Annotated in this window: 18 protein-coding genes; 9 read left to right on the top strand and 9 right to left on the bottom strand. The window is 47.5% G+C overall.

What is annotated here, in order from left to right; genetic code table 11:
- Positions 1-470: 470 nt before the first annotated feature.
- From ACH5Y9_RS01295 to ACH5Y9_RS01255, 9 genes are all read left to right on the top strand, one after another.
- Positions 471-1,550, top strand: a complete 1,080-nt coding sequence (locus tag ACH5Y9_RS01295) for an IS630 family transposase (protein WP_445368227.1) — start codon at positions 471-473, stop codon at positions 1,548-1,550.
- Positions 1,551-1,836: 286 nt separating this feature from the next.
- Positions 1,837-2,160 (top strand): hypothetical protein, encoded by a 324-nt coding sequence (locus ACH5Y9_RS01290; protein WP_445368226.1) that lies wholly within the window; start codon positions 1,837-1,839, stop codon positions 2,158-2,160.
- A gap of 16 nt (positions 2,161-2,176) precedes the next feature.
- Complete coding sequence (locus ACH5Y9_RS01285; protein ID WP_445368225.1) at positions 2,177-3,148, top strand: DUF932 domain-containing protein; 972 nt, start codon at positions 2,177-2,179, stop codon at positions 3,146-3,148.
- A 124-nt stretch (positions 3,149-3,272) separates the two neighbouring features.
- On the top strand, positions 3,273-4,289 hold the full coding sequence (locus tag ACH5Y9_RS01280; protein WP_445368224.1) for a YqaJ viral recombinase family nuclease: 1,017 nt from the start codon (positions 3,273-3,275) through the stop codon (positions 4,287-4,289).
- A gap of 150 nt (positions 4,290-4,439) precedes the next feature.
- Positions 4,440-5,378 carry a recombination directionality factor gene (locus tag ACH5Y9_RS01275; protein WP_445368223.1) on the top strand — a complete coding sequence of 313 codons (939 nt, stop codon included), beginning with the start codon at positions 4,440-4,442 and terminating at the stop codon, positions 5,376-5,378.
- Positions 5,379-5,542: 164 nt separating this feature from the next.
- A complete protein-coding gene (radC, locus tag ACH5Y9_RS01270; protein WP_445368222.1) occupies positions 5,543-6,016 on the top strand; it encodes a RadC family protein in 474 nt (157 codons plus the stop codon).
- Between the two features lie 411 nt (positions 6,017-6,427).
- Positions 6,428-6,793, top strand: a complete 366-nt coding sequence (locus ACH5Y9_RS01265; RefSeq protein ID WP_445368221.1) for a hypothetical protein — start codon at positions 6,428-6,430, stop codon at positions 6,791-6,793.
- A 713-nt stretch (positions 6,794-7,506) separates the two neighbouring features.
- Entirely contained in the window at positions 7,507-8,103 is a 597-nt protein-coding gene (locus tag ACH5Y9_RS01260; protein ID WP_445368220.1) for a hypothetical protein, read from the top strand.
- Positions 8,100-9,191, top strand: coding sequence for a helix-turn-helix domain-containing protein (locus ACH5Y9_RS01255; protein ID WP_445368219.1), 1,092 nt, complete (start codon positions 8,100-8,102; stop codon positions 9,189-9,191). Before ACH5Y9_RS01260 ends, ACH5Y9_RS01255 begins: the two co-directional genes overlap by 4 nt.
- A 16-nt stretch (positions 9,192-9,207) precedes the next feature.
- Here the strand turns inward: ACH5Y9_RS01255 and ACH5Y9_RS01250 are convergent, their stop codons facing one another.
- From ACH5Y9_RS01250 to ACH5Y9_RS01210, 9 genes are all read right to left on the bottom strand, one after another.
- Positions 9,208-9,795, bottom strand: a complete 588-nt coding sequence (locus ACH5Y9_RS01250; protein WP_445368218.1) for a hypothetical protein — start codon at positions 9,793-9,795, stop codon at positions 9,208-9,210.
- Positions 9,796-9,877: 82 nt separating this feature from the next.
- On the bottom strand, positions 9,878-12,616 hold the full coding sequence (locus ACH5Y9_RS01245; protein WP_445368217.1) for a DEAD/DEAH box helicase: 2,739 nt from the start codon (positions 12,614-12,616) through the stop codon (positions 9,878-9,880).
- Between the two features lie 3 nt (positions 12,617-12,619).
- On the bottom strand, positions 12,620-13,120 hold the full coding sequence (locus tag ACH5Y9_RS01240; RefSeq protein WP_445368216.1) for a hypothetical protein: 501 nt from the start codon (positions 13,118-13,120) through the stop codon (positions 12,620-12,622).
- A gap of 82 nt (positions 13,121-13,202) precedes the next feature.
- Entirely contained in the window at positions 13,203-13,697 is a 495-nt protein-coding gene (locus ACH5Y9_RS01235; RefSeq protein WP_445368215.1) for a DUF3368 domain-containing protein, read from the bottom strand.
- Positions 13,690-13,938, bottom strand: coding sequence for a UPF0175 family protein (locus ACH5Y9_RS01230; protein ID WP_445368214.1), 249 nt, complete (start codon positions 13,936-13,938; stop codon positions 13,690-13,692). Before ACH5Y9_RS01230 ends, ACH5Y9_RS01235 begins: the two co-directional genes overlap by 8 nt.
- Positions 13,939-13,974: 36 nt before the next feature.
- The gene (locus tag ACH5Y9_RS01225) at positions 13,975-17,217 is read right to left on the bottom strand and encodes a DUF1156 domain-containing protein (RefSeq protein WP_445368213.1); all 3,243 of its coding nucleotides are present in this window, start codon (positions 17,215-17,217) and stop codon (positions 13,975-13,977) included.
- Positions 17,218-17,518: 301 nt separating this feature from the next.
- Entirely contained in the window at positions 17,519-17,818 is a 300-nt protein-coding gene (locus ACH5Y9_RS01220) for a hypothetical protein (protein WP_445368212.1), read from the bottom strand.
- A complete protein-coding gene (locus ACH5Y9_RS01215) occupies positions 17,815-19,212 on the bottom strand; it encodes an ATP-binding protein (protein WP_445368211.1) in 1,398 nt (465 codons plus the stop codon). Before ACH5Y9_RS01215 ends, ACH5Y9_RS01220 begins: the two co-directional genes overlap by 4 nt.
- A 64-nt stretch (positions 19,213-19,276) precedes the next feature.
- Positions 19,277-20,266: a hypothetical protein gene (locus tag ACH5Y9_RS01210; protein WP_445368210.1), complete on the bottom strand. Its 990-nt coding sequence runs from the start codon at positions 20,264-20,266 to the stop codon at positions 19,277-19,279.

The following is a 20,266-nucleotide window of genomic DNA, read 5'->3' as shown; positions in this document are numbered from 1 at the left end:
TGCACGATTACACAGGAATTACACACACTGACTTTCAGGCATAAAAAAAGCAGTTCCGATTTCTCAGTAACTGCTTGATTCGTATATCAATTTGATGGTGGGTCGTGTGCGATTCGAACGCACGACCATCGCATTAAAAGTGCGAATTAATCACCTGTCAGACAACTGCATACTACGTCATACTCCCTAACAATCAACAGCTTAGCAGTATATTAGAGATGTGTAAAGTCGTTAAAAGTAGTGTGCGGTAGTATAAAGTACTGTAGTCGGCACTGTAGTTTTTACTTTAGTTTATGAATGCTAGTTTGTATCGGTGGCGAGATTTGACGATAACTATTCAACACTCAAAGCTTTAAAACCCGCATCGACAGGATCAGAATGAAAACCGGGGGTTCTTTAAATAATTGCATATAAAAGTCTCCTAGTGTAATGTCCCCAACAAAACGTTATCTATGGTGAAATTGGTGTCTATGAGAACACCAATGAAACTTGAGTTGAACGAGCAAGACCGAGCTACATTGAATCGGTGGGTAAAAAGTCGATCGGTAGGCGAGAAGCCGACGATACGGGCAAGAATCGTATTGATGACAGCTGACGGAGCGCCATCTCAGGAAATCATTGAAACCCTGAAGATCAGCGCACCGACGCTCAATTTGTGGCGACATCGATTCGTGGACAGCGGTATAGCCGGTTTGAAAAAAGGAAAAACGCGCCCCTCACGCGTGTCACCATTACCGGAGGAAAAAGCTCAAGAAGTGTTGACGTTGACAATGACAGGTAAGCCCGCCCACGCAACTCATTGGAGTTGCCGGACGATGGCAGCGCAGGTAGGAATTTCACGCATGGCGGTGCATCGCATTTGGCGAGAACACCAGTTGAAGCCACATCGGGTTAAGGGATTCAAGGTCTCCACCGACCCGCAATTTGAGGCAAAATTACGAGATGTGGTGGGGTTGTATCTGGACCCACCGGAGAAGGCCCTGGTGTTTTCCGTTGATGAAAAAAGCCAGATCCAGGCCTTGGATCGTACGCAACCGGGTTTACCGATCAAGCCCGGCAAAAACGGAACCATGACGCATGACTACAAACGTCACGGAACCACCACCTTGTTCGCCGCCCTCAACGTCCATGAAGGTACGGTGATCGGCGAGTGTTTGCCCAAGCATCGCAACGACGAGTTTCTAAAATTCTTGAAACTGCTCGACCGTCGAACCGATAAGAGCTTGGATGTGCATCTCATCGTCGACAATTATGCCACTCACAAACACCCAAACGTGAAAGCTTGGCTCGACAAGCATCCGCGCTTCCACATGCACTTTACGCCGACATCGGCATCCTGGGTAAACTTGGTTGAGCGATTCTTTCGGGATATCACCGAAGAAAGCATTCGTCGCGGGGTGTTTCGCAGTGTCGATGAACTGAAGCAAACTATCATGCAGTACCTTCAGCACCGTAACGATCATCCAAAACCCTATCAATGGACGGCTACTCCAGATGCCATTTTGGCCAAAGTCGCCAAAGCTAAAGCTATGTTGGGGACGTTACACTAGTATCGACAATTGAATTACCCGCTTTTAAAAAATCTCAGTCACATATACCTATCCTGAGCCTGCTTTCCTGCACTCGACATTACGTCTGATTGTGGGGGCAGGCTTGCTTTTCATTCGTCCTCCAACGCTCGGCGCCTGGCGTCGGGCGTTGGTCTTTTCCTGCCGGCTTGTGGTCCTGGGTGTCTCGGTGCGCTGTTGCATGCCGGTATCCAAGGCTGCTGTCTGGCATTTTTGTTTAGGAGTATTCGAGATGGGTATGCAATGTCCAATTTGTCGATCACATCAGGTGATTACGTTAGATCGGGGTAAACGCATTGGCGGTATGGTCGGCGCCGTGGGTGGCGCGATGAGCAGTTTGGCTGCATCGAGTTCCGGGGCGGCGGTGGGTGCCGAGTTGGGTGCGACGGTTGGCATTATGGGCGGACCGTTGGGCGTGGCGGCAGGCGCAGCCGGCGGTGCATTGATCGGTGCCTTGATCTGGGCCGCTACCGGTGGTGTCACTGGCGCCAAGTTGGGTCAGGTCATTGATCAAAAGGTGTTACACAACTACGTTTGCCAAAGCTGCGGCTTGCAGTTCGGCGATGTGGATACCGATGAACCGTTGGTGTGAAGTGAGGAGATAAGTCATGGCACATTTACTGGAACAAATGGCCTATGTCGGGGAAACGCCCTGGCATGGTTTAGGAAATAGCTTAGCACCCAAGCAACCCTTGGAAGTGTGGGCCAAGCAAGCCGGTATGGATTGGCAAATTCAAGAATCCGAGGTGCGCTTCATGGCCGATCAGGTCGGTCACCTGGGCACGATCCATACCTTTGCGGACCAAAAGGTATTGTACCGGTCCGATACCAAGCAGGCTTTATCAGTGGTTTCCCAACGCTATCAAGTCGTACAACCGCGCGAGGTGCTGGAATTCTATCGCGATCTGACCGAAATCGCCGGCTATGAACTGGAAACCGCCGGGGTATTAAAAGGCGGCAAGAAGTTCTGGGCCTTGGCGAAGACAGGTCAATCGATGGCACTGAAGGGCAACGATCTGGTCAAAGGCTATCTGCTATTGGCTACCTCCTGTGACGGCACGTTAGCGACCACTGCGACACCGACCACGATTCGCGTAGTCTGCAATAACACGCTGACCATTGCCGTCAACGGCGCCACCCAAGCCATCAAGGTGCCGCACAGCACCAAGTTCGATGTCCAAGCGGTGAAACAACAGCTGGGGGTGGCGGTATCCCAGTGGGATGCCTTCATGTACCGCATGCGCATGTTATCGGAACGCAAGGTGAAATCGCATGAAGCGATGAACTACTTTCTGCGGGTACTGTGCGATACGTCAGCAGCAAATGCCGGTGAACCCGCCACGCTGGTCAATGAACGGGCCTTGAAAAAGGTGCAGAGCCTGTATGACGGTCAAGGTCACGGCGCGGCACTGGATTCTGCGAAAGGCACGGCTTGGGGGTTGCTGAATGCCGTCACCGAGTATGTCGACCATGAAAAGCGGGCTAGAAGTACCGAGAGTCGGATGGATTCCGCTTGGTTCGGCCAAGGCGCCACGATCAAACAACGGGCATTGGATTCCGCATTGTTGCTCGCGGCATAAACTCAATCCCCAGCAAAACACAAAGCGCCCGGTCAGCCCTCAAGCTGACCGGGCGTTTTTGTGTCTGTTAGTCCGTACATTCAATCGTTAAGCCTATTTCACTCAGACCACTCAGGAGGTCAATATGACCGAAACCGCTTTACAACTCCCTCACACCCGGCGGGCCAAACCCGCCTTACGTCTGGTTAAAACCAAGCATCTGCCACGCGAAGACTGGCTGGCCGTGCGCAAACGCGGCATTGGCAGTTCCGATGCCGCCGCAGCGGTCGGTTTAAACCCTTACAAATCCCAGCTGGAATTGTGGCTGGAGAAAACCGGGCGGGATGATAATCTACCCAAGATCGATCCGCACGATGAAACCAGCCCCACCTACTGGGGCAATCTGTTAGAGCCGATTGTCGCCGCGCATTACACTCGGCGCACCGGCAACAAGGTCAGACGCATCAATGCGGTACTGCAACATCCGCATCCCAGTTTGTTATGGATGCTGGCCAATATCGACCGGGAAGTCATCGGTAGCGACGAGGTACAGATTCTGGAATGCAAAACCGCCGGCATCAACGGTGCCCGCTTATGGCGGGACGGTGTACCGGAATATGTGCAACTGCAAGTACAGCATCAACTAGCCGTCACCGGCAAAACCACGGCGGATGTGGCGGTGTTGCTGGGTGGTCAGGAGTTGGAGATTCATCGCATCCAGCGGGACGAGGCCTTGATCGGGCGCTTGATCCAGCTGGAACAACGCTTTTGGCACTACGTGGAAACCGATACCCCGCCACCGGCAGACGGTTCGGAATCGGCGGATTTAGCCTTGCGCTGTTTGTATCCGCAGGACAGCGGCGAAACCCTGGATTTCAGTCAGGACCGACCGCTATCAGCCACCTTTGCCGATCTGGTCAACGTTCGGCAAAGCCTGTCTGAGCTGGAACAACAAGAAGCGCTGTTTAAGCAAACCTTACAGCAAGCCATCGGTGACGCCAGCAAAGCCCGCTTTGAAACCGGCGCAGTGACCTGGAAGAAAGCCAAGGACAGTGTGGTCCTGGATACCCCACGCCTGCTGAAAGAGCAACCGACGCTGTTACAGCAGTATGCCACCACCAAAACCGGTAGTCGGCGATTTCTCGTGCAGGCTGCGGATTAACCCATAAACCAGCAAACCTACTACAAAGCAAAAATCAAAACCATCACACCACAACAGCCATGAGCGGGGATAACCCGCTCATGGCTGCGCATGCCCTTTAGAGTCAATCACTCGCTCACTCGCTCACTCGCTCAGCCACAGGAGTTCACCATGTTAAAAGGTCTAGCCATTACCCCGCCGGTACTCGGGCGGATTGCCATTGGTAAAATCATTGAGAAAAACGGTAAGCGCTTACCGGAAAAAGATGATCAGTTCACGATCACCAGTCAGTTACAAAGCAAGGACGGCTGGTTGTTACATCCGCACGATGCCGACTTGCGTAAAGCCCAAGGCGGCAAAATCCGCAGTATTCCGATTCGGTTGCTGTTCAATGAGCCTGATTTAAACTTTCGGGCCGAATACAGTTTGTTTGATAGGGCCACCGGCAGACCGGTCTGTGTTGGGAATGGCGAAAGTTGCCGGCGTCGCACTAATGACGGGATCGCCAGTGTGCCTTGTCCTGCGCCGGAAGGCTGCCAACTGGCCCAAGGCGGTGCTTGCAAACCCTATGGTCGCTTGAACGTACTGATCGGCGATGACGATCCACTCGGTAGTTTTATCTTCCGGACTACCGGCTTTAACAGTATCCGCACCTTAACCGCCCGCTTGCAATACTTCAAAGCCATCTCCGGCAATCGCTTGTCCTGCATGCCGTTGGAATTGAAGCTGCGCGGCAAATCCACCCGGCAAAGCCACGGTTCGGCGATCTTTTATGTCGATATAACCCTGCGTAACAATCAAAGCATTGAAGAGGCCTTGGCTGAAGCCCAACGGATTGACGAACAACGGCAAGCCTCAGGTTTTGATCAAACGGCGTTAGATCAAGCGGCACGACTGGGGTTTGCCAATGGTGCGTTTGAAGACAACGAGGATGATGGTTCGGCGGTAGTGGAGGAGTTTTTTCCCGTCGATTCCAATGAGCCCTCCACTAATCAATCAACGCCTCCTGCATCATCCAATACCGCATCAACGCCGCAGGCCACGCAGATCCCATTAACCGCAAAACTGGACGCGAAAACCCGGCAACTGGATACCTCTGATTTCGCCTAGGGCTGTGAAATCCCGAACCAAGCTTCATTTTTTCACGTTAATGGTGCAGGACTACTGTGGGAATAGCAGTAGCCGCTACCATCATTTTTAATCACCCTACCGGGGCAACTCCACCCCGGCAGGGGCTGGCGTTTCTCCGGTTTTCATCATGACGGGAGAAAACCATGTTATTCCTGCGAGGGACGAATAATCGTTACCGGGTGGCTGATGAAGACGATGTGATCTTCGAGGCGATCCAGATTTACAACCGCACGTTCAGTAAAGGCGAGCCCTTAACCAATCCGGACAAAGCCAAGGACTGTATCAAGTTAAAACTGGCGCCGTTCGAATACGAGGTGTTCCTGTGTCTGTTTTTAGACAATCAGCACCGCGTCATCGCTTGTGAAGAATTATTCAGAGGGACCATTGATGGTGCCAGCGTGTATCCGCGCGAAGTGGTCAAAGCGGCTTTGCAGCATAACTCGGCAGCGTTGATATTGGCACACAATCACCCGTCCGGCATCAGTGAACCCAGTCAGGCGGATAAAGTGATTACCGAAAAACTCAAAGCAGCCCTGGCTTTGATCGACATCCGCGTGCTCGATCACTTCATCGTCGGCGAAACCGTGTATTCGTTTGCCGAGCACGGCCTGCTGTAACGGACCGTTATCGTGTAGCTCGTTTAAAACTGTTTTAGACCACATCCGGAAGTGGTCTACCTATTCGGAACTAACTAACTAACTAAACAAAACTTTTTTCTGAAAAAGCACCCTGTTTTGGCCCCTGATGGGTGCCAAAACAGGGTTAATTTTTTTTCTTTAGTTAGTTTGTTGTTTTTGCCCGCAAGTCGGACATCGGGTTTTCACCATCAACGGCCCGCATTGACAGGCGTCGAGTCCACAGCGATAGCCAGAACATTGCACGGTATGAAAACGGGATACCACTGCGTAGGTATGGGCTTCCAACGTTTGAAACAAACCCTAATGGTATGGCGAGAGGACGTGCCACAACCGCATCGAGACTGGGATGTTACTTCGATGCCACCATTCATTTTTTTGGAGCTTCAAACCATGTTCGATAACGACAACAACCCTAAAAAAGATAAATTTGCCCATCTTAAAGCGATTGCAGCGGGCGAATCGATGCCATCATCCTTGCCAGACATATGGAAGCACGAGGTCGGTAATCCCTTGATCGGAACCATCAAGGGATTTAGCAACTTCGAGCATGATCGCTATGGTCCGCAGGAAACGGTCATTGTTGAACTGGAATCCGGAGAACACGTATCCGCAATCCTTAACGGTTACCTCAGCAACGGGATGCAGATTAAGCATGCTGAGGTAGGCGATCTGGTATTGATCCAGTTGCTAGGCAAGGAGAAAAGCACCAATGGTTCAACGTTTAACAAGTTCAATCTGGTAGTTGAAAAAACTTAGTAAAAACAAAGATCAAGGCACTGGCTTCGGCTAGTGCCTTGTTATTGTTTTGTCCGAACGGTAATCTGAATAGCTGAGCGTGACCAATGGAGATGGCTTGACGGTTAAAGACACCAAACAAAGCTAGCAGATCAACGACATTTGTCGAATCAAAAAGCACGTATACATTGCGGTGAAGTTCAGAAAGTGATACCAATCCCGAATAATGCGTTTATTTTTTTACCTCAACCTACCCTGAATTAAAGTCGCCATTATCTTTCTGCATGCTCTAACTAATTATCAAAATAAAAGCGGTAGATTGGGGTCAATATAAAGAAGCATTGGATCGAGCACAGTTGTACTGTACCCCTCCAGCGCCAACAAAAACCGACAGTACAACAGCCCAACTTACTACGATTTTTAAGCTGGCTTTCTTCATAGTTACCTCCTTGGTTCGAAGTGCTATGGGTACATTGTGGTGTTCATTGTTAGTGGGAATTCCACCCAACATTCGGACGGTCTTTTCAGTCATGCGAATACGTTGATATTCAAGGCTGATTGAACTCTCGGTCTTCTCGCTCCAATGCTTCCTTAATAACTTGTAAGTTTAAAGTCTACTATTTCATCATGAGCATGTAAATTTCTTGTATACCCTTTTAAATCGGGTTGACAAAATCTAAATTTTGCACAATCATTGGGTTGACATTTTTGCTAATTTGCACAAAAGGCGACTCATGAACCTCCCTGTACACTATAAGTCCGACTTAACCCACGAACGCTTGACTGTCATTGCTAGCATTCTGTTGGAGGAATACTACAACACGTTGGACGACCTTTCTTCCGACTATGATAGTCCTTACACTTGGGGCTGCACTGCATTTGGCCGTCAAAAAAACAGGATTATTTCTTTGGCGTTGGCTGGTAATTATCCGTGGTTGAAAGTGTTAAACAGCGGAAACGATCTGGTTTTTGCAATAGGTTCGGTTTCTTGCCGATTTAGTAGTGATAACCCAGAAAATCCTAAGAAAAATGCGACACTTACCGTGAATCGTTACCAGCAGCCGTTGTTCGACGACGCAGAAAATGGTGAGCCATGCCGGTTTTGTTTTGTATTGGATAAAGGTTATAACGAGGACATTGAGCCCAGAATCGTTTTTCTAGGTTTCGATGCGAGCGGTGCCATTAAATGCCAATGGGAGTCTGATGACGTAAGAACGCTGCATAGCGTGGCTCCAGTGACTACTCCTAGCGCAGTTCAAATCAGCAAACCTACTGTTACGCCTAAACGTCCATCCTCTGACGGCATAGTTGGTCGGGCTGGGGAACAATGAAACCTGAGTTTTTGTCTCAGAACTTGCGTTTGGCAAGATTATTCCAGGGGCTATCGTTACAGGAGTTGGCTGATTCAGTTGGTAAATCCAAGCAATATTTGAGTAGACTGGAATCGGGTATTGAGCAGCCATCCGAAAATCTAGCGCGGGATTTGGCGGAAGCCTTAGAAGTATTGCCGGAATTTTTCACGGCTTTGGACGTTATGCCTATTGCGGATGAACAGTGCCATTTTCGTAAGCAACTGACAACAAAGGTTGCACTACGCCAAGTCGCCCGAGCAAAAGGCGAGATGATTAAACGACTGGTTTCCGTTTTGGATCGACAACTCGATTTTCCCGCTTACGGATTTCTTCACGAGGAACCGACAACCCCCGAAGACATTGAGAAAGTAGCCGAAGCTTGCCGTGTCGAGTGGGGGCTTGGTCTAGGCCCTATCTCCAATATGATCCGGGTGGCCGAGAATGCAGGGGCCGTATTGATGAGCATGGACGGGCTGTCCAATGAAATCGATGCGATTTCTTTTGCAACACGAAGGCCAGTGATTACGCTGAATGCCGAAGGCAAATCGGCCTGTAGAACCCGGTTTGGCATTGCACACGAAATTGGGCATTTAACGATTCACGTTGGCGTTCAAACGGGCGACCGGTTGACGGAAAGTCAGGCAAACCGGTTTGCAAGCGCGTTTTTAATGCCAAGGTCTTACTTCATAAAAGAGTGTCAGCGCGCATTTAGAGGCAGTCGCTTTAGCTGGTCTGCGATGGCTGACATCAAACTTAAATGGAAGGTGTCTAAGGCAGCAATTTTGTATCGTGGACGGCAATTGGGTGTGTTTTCTGAAGATCAGTACCGATCAGGTGTTATTTATTTACGCCGTCATAGCGAAGCCATCAAAGAATGCGAGGACGATGCTATTGAGGCGGAAACACCCGAAATCGTTGCCGATGGATTAAAGGTGCTTGAACAGCAATGCGGCATACCGCGTAGCTCAATAGCACGGGAAATGTTTGTGACTCCGAAATTACTGAATCGGTTATTAGGTACGCCAGAATTAGTTTGCAGTGAGAATGTCGTTAAGCTGTTTGGTTAATGGATGCACGGAAAACTCATTCCCAGGGAACATTAGCCCCATCCGGAATAACGATATAAAACGAATGACCATCTTGACTCGCGAAACTTCTTGGTCGAAATAGGTCCAACAGCGGAAAATGGGTATTTCCCTGAGAGCGGTGATATAAAATCAATAATACGAGTAACCCTGCGCTGGCATTCAGAACATTCTTCAGGTTAGCCTGTTTAAAGTGTTCAGCTCTGTGGTGTTTGACTTTGTTATTGCCAGTCCACCAATTAGGAGGAGAATCTGGTTCCCGCCAATTTGACCAAGGACGGAATTCCATTCCAAAGCGCGGAATTTCGACCAACGAATCCGGCAATGTAGGAAAAGCTTCACATAAAACCGATTGATATACATTGATGCTACTGGCATTGCGGGTAGCTTCGATAATTCTACATAGCCCCTTGGCTAAGACATCTGCCTCTGAGGCGGCTGTCATGAGCAGTCGCGCTAACTCAATCGAGTAAACACTTTCGTTGTCCGGCGAAAATTCGATCCACCGTGAAAGGCCAAAAATATCGGATTCCAGGCAAAGGAAGTAGTTTAAATGGGGATGAACATCGTTATGGATTATTGCCATTTTAAATTTTTAGTTGTTGAGCTTTCAGCCAGTTCAAATATTACTGTGGAAGCCACCCAAGACTCCAGCTCGGCGAATCGGATCACGAAATAACCATCCACCCAATCAATCCAGCCGAATAAGGCTGGCTTTCCTTCACGATCCCCCGAAACTTAAGTTCCCGCTCTACAACAGACTCCAATTTTGGCAACAATGGCAGATTATTCTCGGAAACATCAATTGGCTGTAGTTGATAATAAGCTTCCACATGCTTTTCCAACATAGGCAGCCGATTTCCATCCCGGTCTACTGCAAGTTTTAAGATCGAATGAACATCGTGCCCCTTGTCGTTATGGGTTTCTATTTCCCAAATCGACAGCACACCTTTTGTTCCGTTACTCTTGACGGTAATACCAATTTCTTCAGCAGGAAGTTGCCGGTAACGACTTAATAGCTTTTCAATATAGGGGTGATCCAAGCCAACCAAATGCAAATGTTCGGATTCATTCGCCTCATCTCTGTCTACCGTGAACTGAGCCAATAGCTGATTTTTGTCGTCCCGCAATTCATAGTGAACATCATCGACTCGTGTAAATTTGTAGCCATCGAGAATACAAGCCTTAATGATGAAATCAACCAACATTTCCATGCTCTCGCTGACCTTTGATAACGGCGCGTAATCATCCAAACTGAAGCGCTCCAAATCCTGGAATAACTCAAAAACGACATCACGCGCTTGGCTGGCATTCAGCATCGCGGCATCCAATTCCAACCGGGTGCGCTTTAATTCAGGGTCTTGCAAGGCTTCGGCATATAACTCCTGGTATTTGATACGCTCCGACAATTGACCCAATATTTGCGAGCGCAAATCTTCCGCCACATTGCCGCGCTCATCCACTTTACCCAGCGTCAAGGCAATTTCCTTTAACTTGTCATCCAGCAGCAAATAAATCCGGCCTTCAATGGTATCGCCCAACACCAGGTTATAAACCTGAGCGGTATCGCGCTGGCCATAACGATGAATCCGGCCAATCCGCTGCTCCACATCCATCGGGTTCCAAGGCAAATCAAAGTTAAACAAGATACGCGCATGCTGTAGATTGATCCCTTCGCGGCCGGCAGCCGTACAAATCATCACGCGTGGGCCATTGGCTTGTTTAAAGCGTTTCTCTGCGGCAACCTTGCTGCCGTGGTCACCACCCTTCAATACCACAACACCTTGGCCTGGATAAGCAGCATCAATGCGTTCGCCTAGCATTTCCACAGTACCCAAGTAGGTGGCAAAGATAACCACTCGTTCTTCGGGATTCTGTTGCCATAACACACCCAAAGCGCCTATCAATTTATCGACCTTGGTTTCCTGGCTTTCTGGAAACAGATGCAAAAGCTCTTTAATGCGTAGCCTTTCTTCCGGCAAAGCAACAGCAATCACATTCATCGCCATTTCTTCAGCCGCAGCAGTTTCGACCTCATCGCTGTATTCGTCGGATGCCAATGCTAGTTCGTCTTCATCGAGTTTTTTCAATACTTTCAGCTTGGCATCGCTGAGGATACGATCAACTTCAAGATCGTCGATACGCTCATTACTCAAACCAAAATCAACGCGGATAATTTCCTTGGCTTCACGGAAAGCTTGATCCCTTGCTTCAATATCCAAATTCAGATCATGCATCAGACCTTCATGGATCGTTAGCGCCAATAACCTGCGGCGTAATGTACGATACACAGCGGCAAAGCTTGAAGCGGCGATTTTTTGGAAAATGGTCATGATGAAGCCCAGCGCGCGGCCTTTACCACCCATCTTCTTGGCCAGCGCAAATCCATCACGCAGATATTCGTTCAACGCTTGGTAAAACAGCCGCTCCGCGTCGGACATGACAAACGCTTCGGTATGAACCCAACGCCGAGCAAATAGCGTCGAGCCATCAGCGCGGCAGGCGTCCGCCTTGGTACGCCGAATCACCACCGAATTCAACCGATGACGATGCTCCAGCATTTCAACCTCGTCTTCGAACAGGATGGGGTCTAACAGCTGAATCAATTTCCAGAACCGGAAATGATCACCTTGGTGGGGTGTGGCAGAGAGCAAAATCAAATCGCGGCTATGATCACGCAGTGTTTCCGCTAACTTATAATTCTGGGTCTTCCTGATTTTGTTGCCTTGTTTGTAAGCCGTTAAATGATGTGCCTCATCAAATACGACCAAATCCCACATCGGGGCATCCAACAATTTTTTGATTCGCTCGGCCCGCTTTAGGGTGTCGATACTGGCAATCAGCAAATTGTGCTTGGCAAATGCATTGGTTCGCCGGTCGCTGACATCGCCTTCGCGACCGAAGATTTCAAAGTTTAAATTAAAGACTTCGTTCAACTCGCGATGCCAGTTATTTACCAAACCGGCAGGCACCACCATCAGCGCTCGGCCTAATTCCCCACGGCTAGCTAATTCTCGAAGGATCAGCGCCGTTTCAATCGTTTTACCAAGACCTACCTCATCAGCTATCAGAAATCGGCGTGGCATCGATGTCGCCACGTGGTGAGTTATAACCACCTGATGCGGCAGCAAATCGATCTTTGCCGAAGTTAGCGAACTGGCACTATCCAGTAACGGCAGCTCGTGCGCCTTCCAGCATAACCGGGCCTTTATTGCTCGTTGTTCGCCGCCACGCGCATAAGTTACGACCGTTTCATTTCGGCCTAAAACCGGTTCCAGCGCGGGTAACGGAACCTGCCGTTCACCATCGGCAAAGAATACTCTCGCGTAGCCCTCGGCCAAACTAATGACAACGCCTTGACCAAAGGCCGCGTGCTTGACGCGATCACCGGGTTTAATCTGCATCATGATCTACGAAATTCGCGGGTGATAAAGACCGAGCCAATGCCCTTGTTGCGACTCAATACGCCGGACACCGTTTTGTGCACCGTTCCAAATACAGCGACCAATCGGAAAGGTTTGATCCTTATATTTACCGCTCAACCACCAGTCGTAACTGATTTCACCGGGGTTTTCCTTCCAGCGGCTTTTATCCGCCATCCAAAAAATCAAAGCACAGCGATCAAAACAGGATTGAAAGCTTTGAATCTTGCTATAAACCTGCTGCTCCACCCAATCGACTGCCTCATCGGGTTCTAGCGCATCGATCATCACATCCAGGCCAGCAACCATCAACGCGTCTTCATTGATAAATGGAATCTCGTCTTCCGGCCAATTTGCTTCGTACAATTCAAAAAATCGGCGCAAGCTAACGACTTTATCCATCGCTTGCAAATGTGCCAAGGTATCGCCATCCCACAGAATGCTGATGCCTCGGCGTTTCCACACATCATCGGTCAACGCTGGATTCATTGCGCCCCCAATGAAAATTTAACCGCCAACGCCTCGCCATAAACCGTTTGTTGTTTCATTCACTAATCCCTGCAACCCATATTTATTCACCCGCTTCGCGCAAAGAAAACTCCACCACCTTATCGCTCAACCAGATACCCCGTTGCCGCATTCGCTGCACGACATCGGTGATTTTGACCGGGTAACCCAGGCTCTTGGCTTTCAACAAAATACCAATCGAGCCGGTCAACGTCAGACCCGATAAGCGCGCAAAACGACGACCGACGTTCTCATCAATCGCAACCAATGGAATACCTTCCTGCAAAGCCAATTGGATTACTGCGGCTTCACCGGCATCCAAAGAATTTCGCAGCAAGGGCGGAATGGTGACAGGCTGATTTTGTTTGAATAACCAATCGTCGTGTTGAAACTCGCTCACCGCAAAACCATCGGCGCCGCCAATGTGGATTTCCCGACACACTTCCCAAGGCACCCAAACCCGGCTATACAACAACGGCAGCATGTCCAATGTGCCGGTTGCCGCGATCAACGACAGGATAGGGGTGGTGTTGATGACGATTTCCTTGGTATCAGGCATTGCTCAAATCCGCCTGCAATTCTTCGTCGGTCAAATCAATGGCAGACACACCGTAACGGTGTAAATCCAGCAAAAACTCGACTCGTTCCATGCCCACCAACGCGGCGGCCATGCCACTTGAAATCCGCTTCATTTCATACAGCTTAACCGCCATCGCCATCTTCGCCTCATGCTCGAACTGCGACGGCGATTGTTGCAGGGCATCGGGTAATTGTTCGGGGTAATTTACGATCAGTTGCATCGTGGCTCTCCAATAAAAAATGAAACGTCGGTCCTGTTATTCCATGTCAAACAGCGACATTTGTTTTTGAATCACAGCCTGATGCTGTGCCGCCCAATTGTTATACAGTTGCCGAGCGGTAATCGCGGCATTTCGTAATTCCAAACCGCCGCCCTTAGTGACCAGCCAACCTAATAAATCGCCCAAGGCAGGATGCGGCTTAAAATCTTCGTCCAATAGCTTTTTAACCTGAATTCCGCTATCCGGGTAACAAGCACCGATCAGCAACATGGCTTGATCCATGTCTCTGCTTAACGACTTGGCCTTCGGGCTGTTGGCTTGGGCAAAAGCCAGTGGCGACAACCAATGGAAAATTTTCTTCTTTTCCTCGCACCACCCTCGTTCGACAAAATCACTGGGACCGATGCCGGTGCCGCGCAAAAACTTCTGCATGTGGTCGCGCGGCACTTCGGGCGTACCGGCAAAAATGCGCAAAAATTGCCGCGTAATCGGTTCGCAATTGACGGGCGTGCTGCCGGATTCGCCTTCGTCCTGATCATCCAAAATTTGGTTGATACCCGCCAACGCTTCCTTAACGGTAAATTCCCGACCTTCCTCGACATATACCTGACCGTAATGGCGTGAAAAATACTCCAACGCCTTACCGCGCTTAATCACCTGAATGTCGGCCTTGGGTAAGCCTTCGTTTTGGTGATGTTCCAAAATATCCTGCAATTGCCGAACATCGGACAAAATCCGGCGGCGTAGTCTGGCCCAACTGATCCGGCTCGGCTCTTCGATGCGTTTACGGCAAACGTGGATGATGTCGTACTCGATGGTTTTAGACCCAAACTCGCCTTGGCCTTTGGTTTCGTCGCTACGAATTGGATAGGTCGCTTCCAGATAGAAACCGGAATCAAACAAACTTTCCAACACATCGACCCATGGACCGTCTTCACTGTGATGAAAAGTGAAGGAAAGGACGCCACCCGCTTTCAACAACCTATGTGCTTCCCGCCAGCATTCTGTCAAGATTCGTTTGTAAAACGCATCTGGATCGTCAGGATGTCTGGCACGATTGGCTACAGCTTCAAGTGTCTTTGGTGTGTATTCGCCAGAAAAATACTCTGGATATTTATCTTTTAAAACCAGCCGCAGCCAAACATAAAAGAAATCAGCTAATTCAGCATAATGCAATAAGCCGCCAAAAGGTGGATCAGTGACCACTAAATCGAAAGATTCTGCCTCATACTGGCTTAGATCGGTTGATGAGCCACAAGTAACCAAAGTACCGGGAATTACGGGGTCATTGGGCATTATTTTTTCGCTTTGCCCTGTTAACTTTTTAGCGAACTCAGTATTTTTTGATTTGATATAGTCAATAGAAATGGAATCCCAGGGAGACTTAACCCATTCAATACCCTTAATTGTATTGTCCCTACAAGATGCCCAGTTTCCTCGACCTAAATCAGGAAAGATGCAGTTTTCAACAATATTAGATTTTGGGTGATAGTTATTGTTGCTCATGTGTGGAGCTAAACAGTCTCGACTAATATCCCAAAAACAAAACATGTTCTGATTGCGCAGATATTGTTGAAATGAACCTAGTACGATTTCGAAAGTTGAATCCTGAAATCCATGAGCCAAATCTAATGCTTTCAGAATGAGTGCGTGAATTAGCAATTGGCGAGGGTTAAACATTGTGTGCCAATAAGTAAATCCATGCTGTGGCAAAGGCTGCCTCTGATGAGTCATGTGACCAAATGGGATTTCAGATTTAGGCCAATAGTCTTTTAAATCTGATTCCTTGAGCGCTTCCCATTCTTTTAAAGCTGCATTTTGCCGTTGCACATCTTTCGCAGACACAGCTTTAAAATATCGACCGTTATAAGGAACCCCTTGTTCACTTCGAGAAGGTGAATAGCATTGCAGCGCATATGTTGCCATTGGCCCTGTTGTTCTCGACGCGTTAATAGCCGTTAAAACTGGTTGTTCTCGACCGCAAGTGTTTTCCTGACAAGTAAAGTTCGCTTTTTTGGGAATTGTTCCCTGGCTAGTGCTGAATGTTACGCCAGTTTCAGGACAAGTAATTTCATCCGGCAAATCGCCTCTGACTTCCACCAATCGTAAGTTTTTGGCGCGAAGCTCATTCCAACGAATGGTATCTTCAATATCGCTGGTCGCGGTTCCGCCCAACACACCTTGTTCATCTTTGCCCGGCGCGCCTTTCAACCAATCGGGATGAACCAACAGTGTTAGCTCAATTTTTTTGTTCTTGCGCAGTTTCTTCGGCAATACAATCGATTCGTTGGCCGTAGCCGCTTTGAAGTCATGGTATTCGTGCTGGCAATGCGGACATTGGTAACGGCCTTCGCCATCCATCAGCGCATAAGGTGCTTCCGAGTCGGCAACCACCCACGACGCATCCGGTGCCATTCTTGCTTCCTGCTGTTCGACATCGAATGATTCATGGCATTTACCACAGCGAACGCCCAGCCACGCTTTTACCGATAACGATTTAACCGCCACCACAGGGCTGGACATCAACGGCGTCCGATGTCCGCAACCGGGAGCGGAACAGGGCCCGTGTTTCGCCCAGAAGGTGTAAATCACTTCCGGCCCTTCGTAGGAATAGTCTTTACGTTCTTCCGGTTTCAACACCAACGGATCGAAATCATCGCCCATCACTTCCTTAGTCGATAACTTCGTCCAAACGCCTTTTTCGCCGTTCGGTCCTTCGCAGGCATAAAACGGCATGATTTGCGGCTTAACTTCCCGCTCAATGTGATCGAACAGCTTTTGCACCTCATCCAGATCGACATCGGCCAATTCGTTTTTTACCACCAGCCAAGCGACGGGATTAAGGTCGTTACCGACCATCTGCATCCCCAACCGCGCACCTTCCACCAATGTCGTGCCGCCGCCCATAAAAATGTCGGCGACCTTTAGTTTACGAAACGCTTCGTTGTGTTGATGATTACCGTAATAAGAATCCCAAACCAATTTAGCGGCTTCCGCCGGATCGTCAGGTGCTTTAGTCGCAGCGGCAATCAAGGTCGAGCGAAACACACTGGAGCGCCGGCGTGCCCACCATTTGGACATCTGATAAATAGGCTTGCCTGCATTACCCTCAATCTGGGCAATCTGATTGATCGGTAATATCGGGAAATCCACTTCCAAACAGGTTTTTGGCCGATTGGGATCGCTAAAATCCACGGATTCCAAATGCAATTCCGCACCCGCGTTTACCGCTTCCGCAACTTGTTCAGCAATGATTTCAGCTTGGGTTATTTTTTTCATAATTCAGTATTCATAAAAAAGACTTTTATTTCAAAAAAGTCACGAACGTCCAGTAACCTTCATATAGTTTACAATCAAAGCCAAAAAAGAAATTATCAATGAAATTGATGAGATCCATAGCGATCTGATGCTTATTTTTCTAGAATTCATATAGTTTATATAAAACTCAGCACCAGCAGTTATTCCATTAATCTTTTTAACTTTCATATCGCAGGGAACACACCGACTCTTATGTAGAATGCATGCAGATTTCTGAAAGAAATAGCAGGTATGACATCTTTTCTTTAAAAATTCAAACATGTCAACCTGCTTTAATATGAGATAAAGGCCTAAATTTTATTGATTTAGAATCAAAATATCTGTATGCGGAAACGCTTGATATTTTAAAAATTTTTGTTTTCCTTCTATTGTTTTTGTATATTGGGAATACGGTCTTTATGGCCAACCTAAATTCGTCAAAGGATGCCTTGCTTTTGCAAAGTGATTCCCCTCGCAAAAATCGCTCATACAGTTCCTCTATATTTACAAAAGTAACAGCGGAATTATCAGGAAGGGACCTCAAAGATAATTCAGCAACGTCTAGCAAAAGATTGGTTTTCATAACATATCCTCCAAAGAGGCACCAGGCTCTCCACATCTCTGTATGTACTCATCCCATTCACACATTTCTAAATATTTATCGAGCTTCGGCAATGCCTTATATTCTCTAGCATATTCGATACGTTTTTTCGCACTTTTTGCAACATATTTGATTGGTACGAAAAAACGTTGTTTTTTTGAAGATAATTCATCAATTGCTTCGTCTACTTTCTTTTTTTCGTGCCCCAAGTCTTTTAATACCTCAAAAAAACGGTCGTCTGCTACACCATAAATTTTTATGCCTTGTAGCACATTGTAAAAAAGGGAGTTCTTTGTGGATTTAGATCGAAAGGTATGAAGATTTATAATTGAGTAATGAGCATCTTTATTGTCATAAAGAATCTTCATTACATTTTCCCTTCCAATTATTTTTTTTACTGATCCATCGTCCTCGACTTTATTTTCCAAATAGTCCTCATGTTCCAGTACAAATTTTAAACTCTCATAAGCAATGGCAAAAGTCTCTCTAAGGTCGCCACTAGTTATTCTTTGCATGAAATCATTATGTTTAATTGTCAATGGATACTCAAAGCGAGGAAGGTCATCCACAATTTTCCCATATTTCTTGGCTAACTTGCAGAGAGAACTTTCTCTTTTGAATATTTTTGATATTAATCCAGTTTTTTCCCTCTCTGCTAAAACAGGTGCTAGCCGTGTAGAAATAACATTTTCAACAGATATGGGTGCTAATTCAATCTGCCTTGCTTTTCTAATATAAGAATTTCTAAACCTATCATCATATTCGTCTATAGCTGAAAGTAACAATGGTCTTACAGATAAGACTAAAGAAACTTTATTGTTATTTGAAAATGGCAAAAAGTATCTAAGAAGATCAAACCATTCCTCTTCGGCGTAATCAAAGTCGTCAAGAAAAATAATTAGCTGCTTTTTTAGACTGTTTAAATCGAGCGACTCGAGATGATTATATGCTTCTTGAAAATTCTGATCCATTGAGCCTCCGGATTTGAGAGTATGAATCGGAGAGCCAATGTCATCAAAGTAACTCTCAATTGCTCTTAAAAAATCAGAAACTAATCCATGGGTTGATTTTGGAACTATTTTTCTATAATCCATTAACACAGGATAAAACTTCGCATTGTTGCAGTTTATTATAAGCTTGTGCATGAAGCTGGTTTTCCCTACGCCAGCATTACCAATAACTAATACATTCTGAGCTTTTTTATGCTTATCTTCCATAAGCGCATAAAACTCATCGCATTGATTTTTTCGATTGTAATATAGCTCTTCAAATAGCTTGAAGTCAGTTTTTGCTATTTCAACAAGATCATCAAATGCAAAACTAATAAAATCATCTAACTCTCTGGTGTATTTGCTTTGTTTTTCTTGTTCTGCCATAAATATGCTTCCTTATATTTTATTGCGCAATTAAAAATTGATAATTAATATTAAACGTAAAAAATCATTTCTCTATAACAATGAATGGTACAGCCATTTCAAGAAGTGAAAGTCCACCATGCGTCAATGTCGGATAACCGCCCTGGCTTTTCCATTTTTTACGCCCAAGCACGAGGTGCCATTCACCATGCTGCGAAGTGATGGTTTGCGTCAGTGGCGGAATCCAGTAATGGCTGTTGGCATTTGTGAGTGATTGAACGGAACGACCACTTTTAAAGTTCTCCTTTAAAAAATCGGACTGATCTTTGTGCACGACATCGGGGAAAATCCCGGAATGAGCATAGCCATGGTCTGAAGTAATCACCAACCTGCGCCCAGTTGCGAGACGATCGACAAACTGCCAGAAATCATCGGACGCGAGCTGTTCTGCGGCGGATTTCGATAGCTTACGGTAGCCATCGCCATTGTCGGATAAGTCGTGCATCTGACTGTCCGGCCAATGGTGCCAAAAAAGGATATTGGGATCGGCTTTGATCAGGCTTACGCAATCCACGAACGGCATGTCCGTTGCCTCTGTCCATGCATCCGGGAAATGCGAGCTTTTTGTTGAATTATGTTCAAGCCCCGATCGTTGGCCGAACCCCAATGCCTTGGCAAATGGGTTGGTATTGGCGGGTATTTCTGCTGCGGTAACGCATGATTTGTGCAGGCTATAGCCGCGTTGCGCGGCTTGTTCTATAAGCCAAGGCAATTCGCGTAATGACAAGGCATCCAAAATTAAGATGGCCTTGCCATTGCAACGTTCCGCCCAAAACCGTTTTAGTTGGTCGCTGGTTCTTGGCGCAGCGCCTTCAAACTGTTGCCACAATTCCCAGGCGCTGCCGGACAGAACATTATCGAGCTTTTCAATGCTTTTATCCCGTTCGGTGGTGATGGCATCGACGACATCCGCGCGTATTGGCGGCGAAAATGTCTCGTGCAGAAAATCGAAAATCGCTTGCCATGCTTGATCGGCAGGCAGGTTAAATACCTGGGTGATAAGCGCCTGATCCAT

The sequence above is a fragment of the Methylomonas sp. BW4-1 genome (assembly GCF_052474385.1).
Note: the sequence above shows the minus strand (reverse complement) of the source record. Positions and strands in the feature narration are given on the sequence as shown.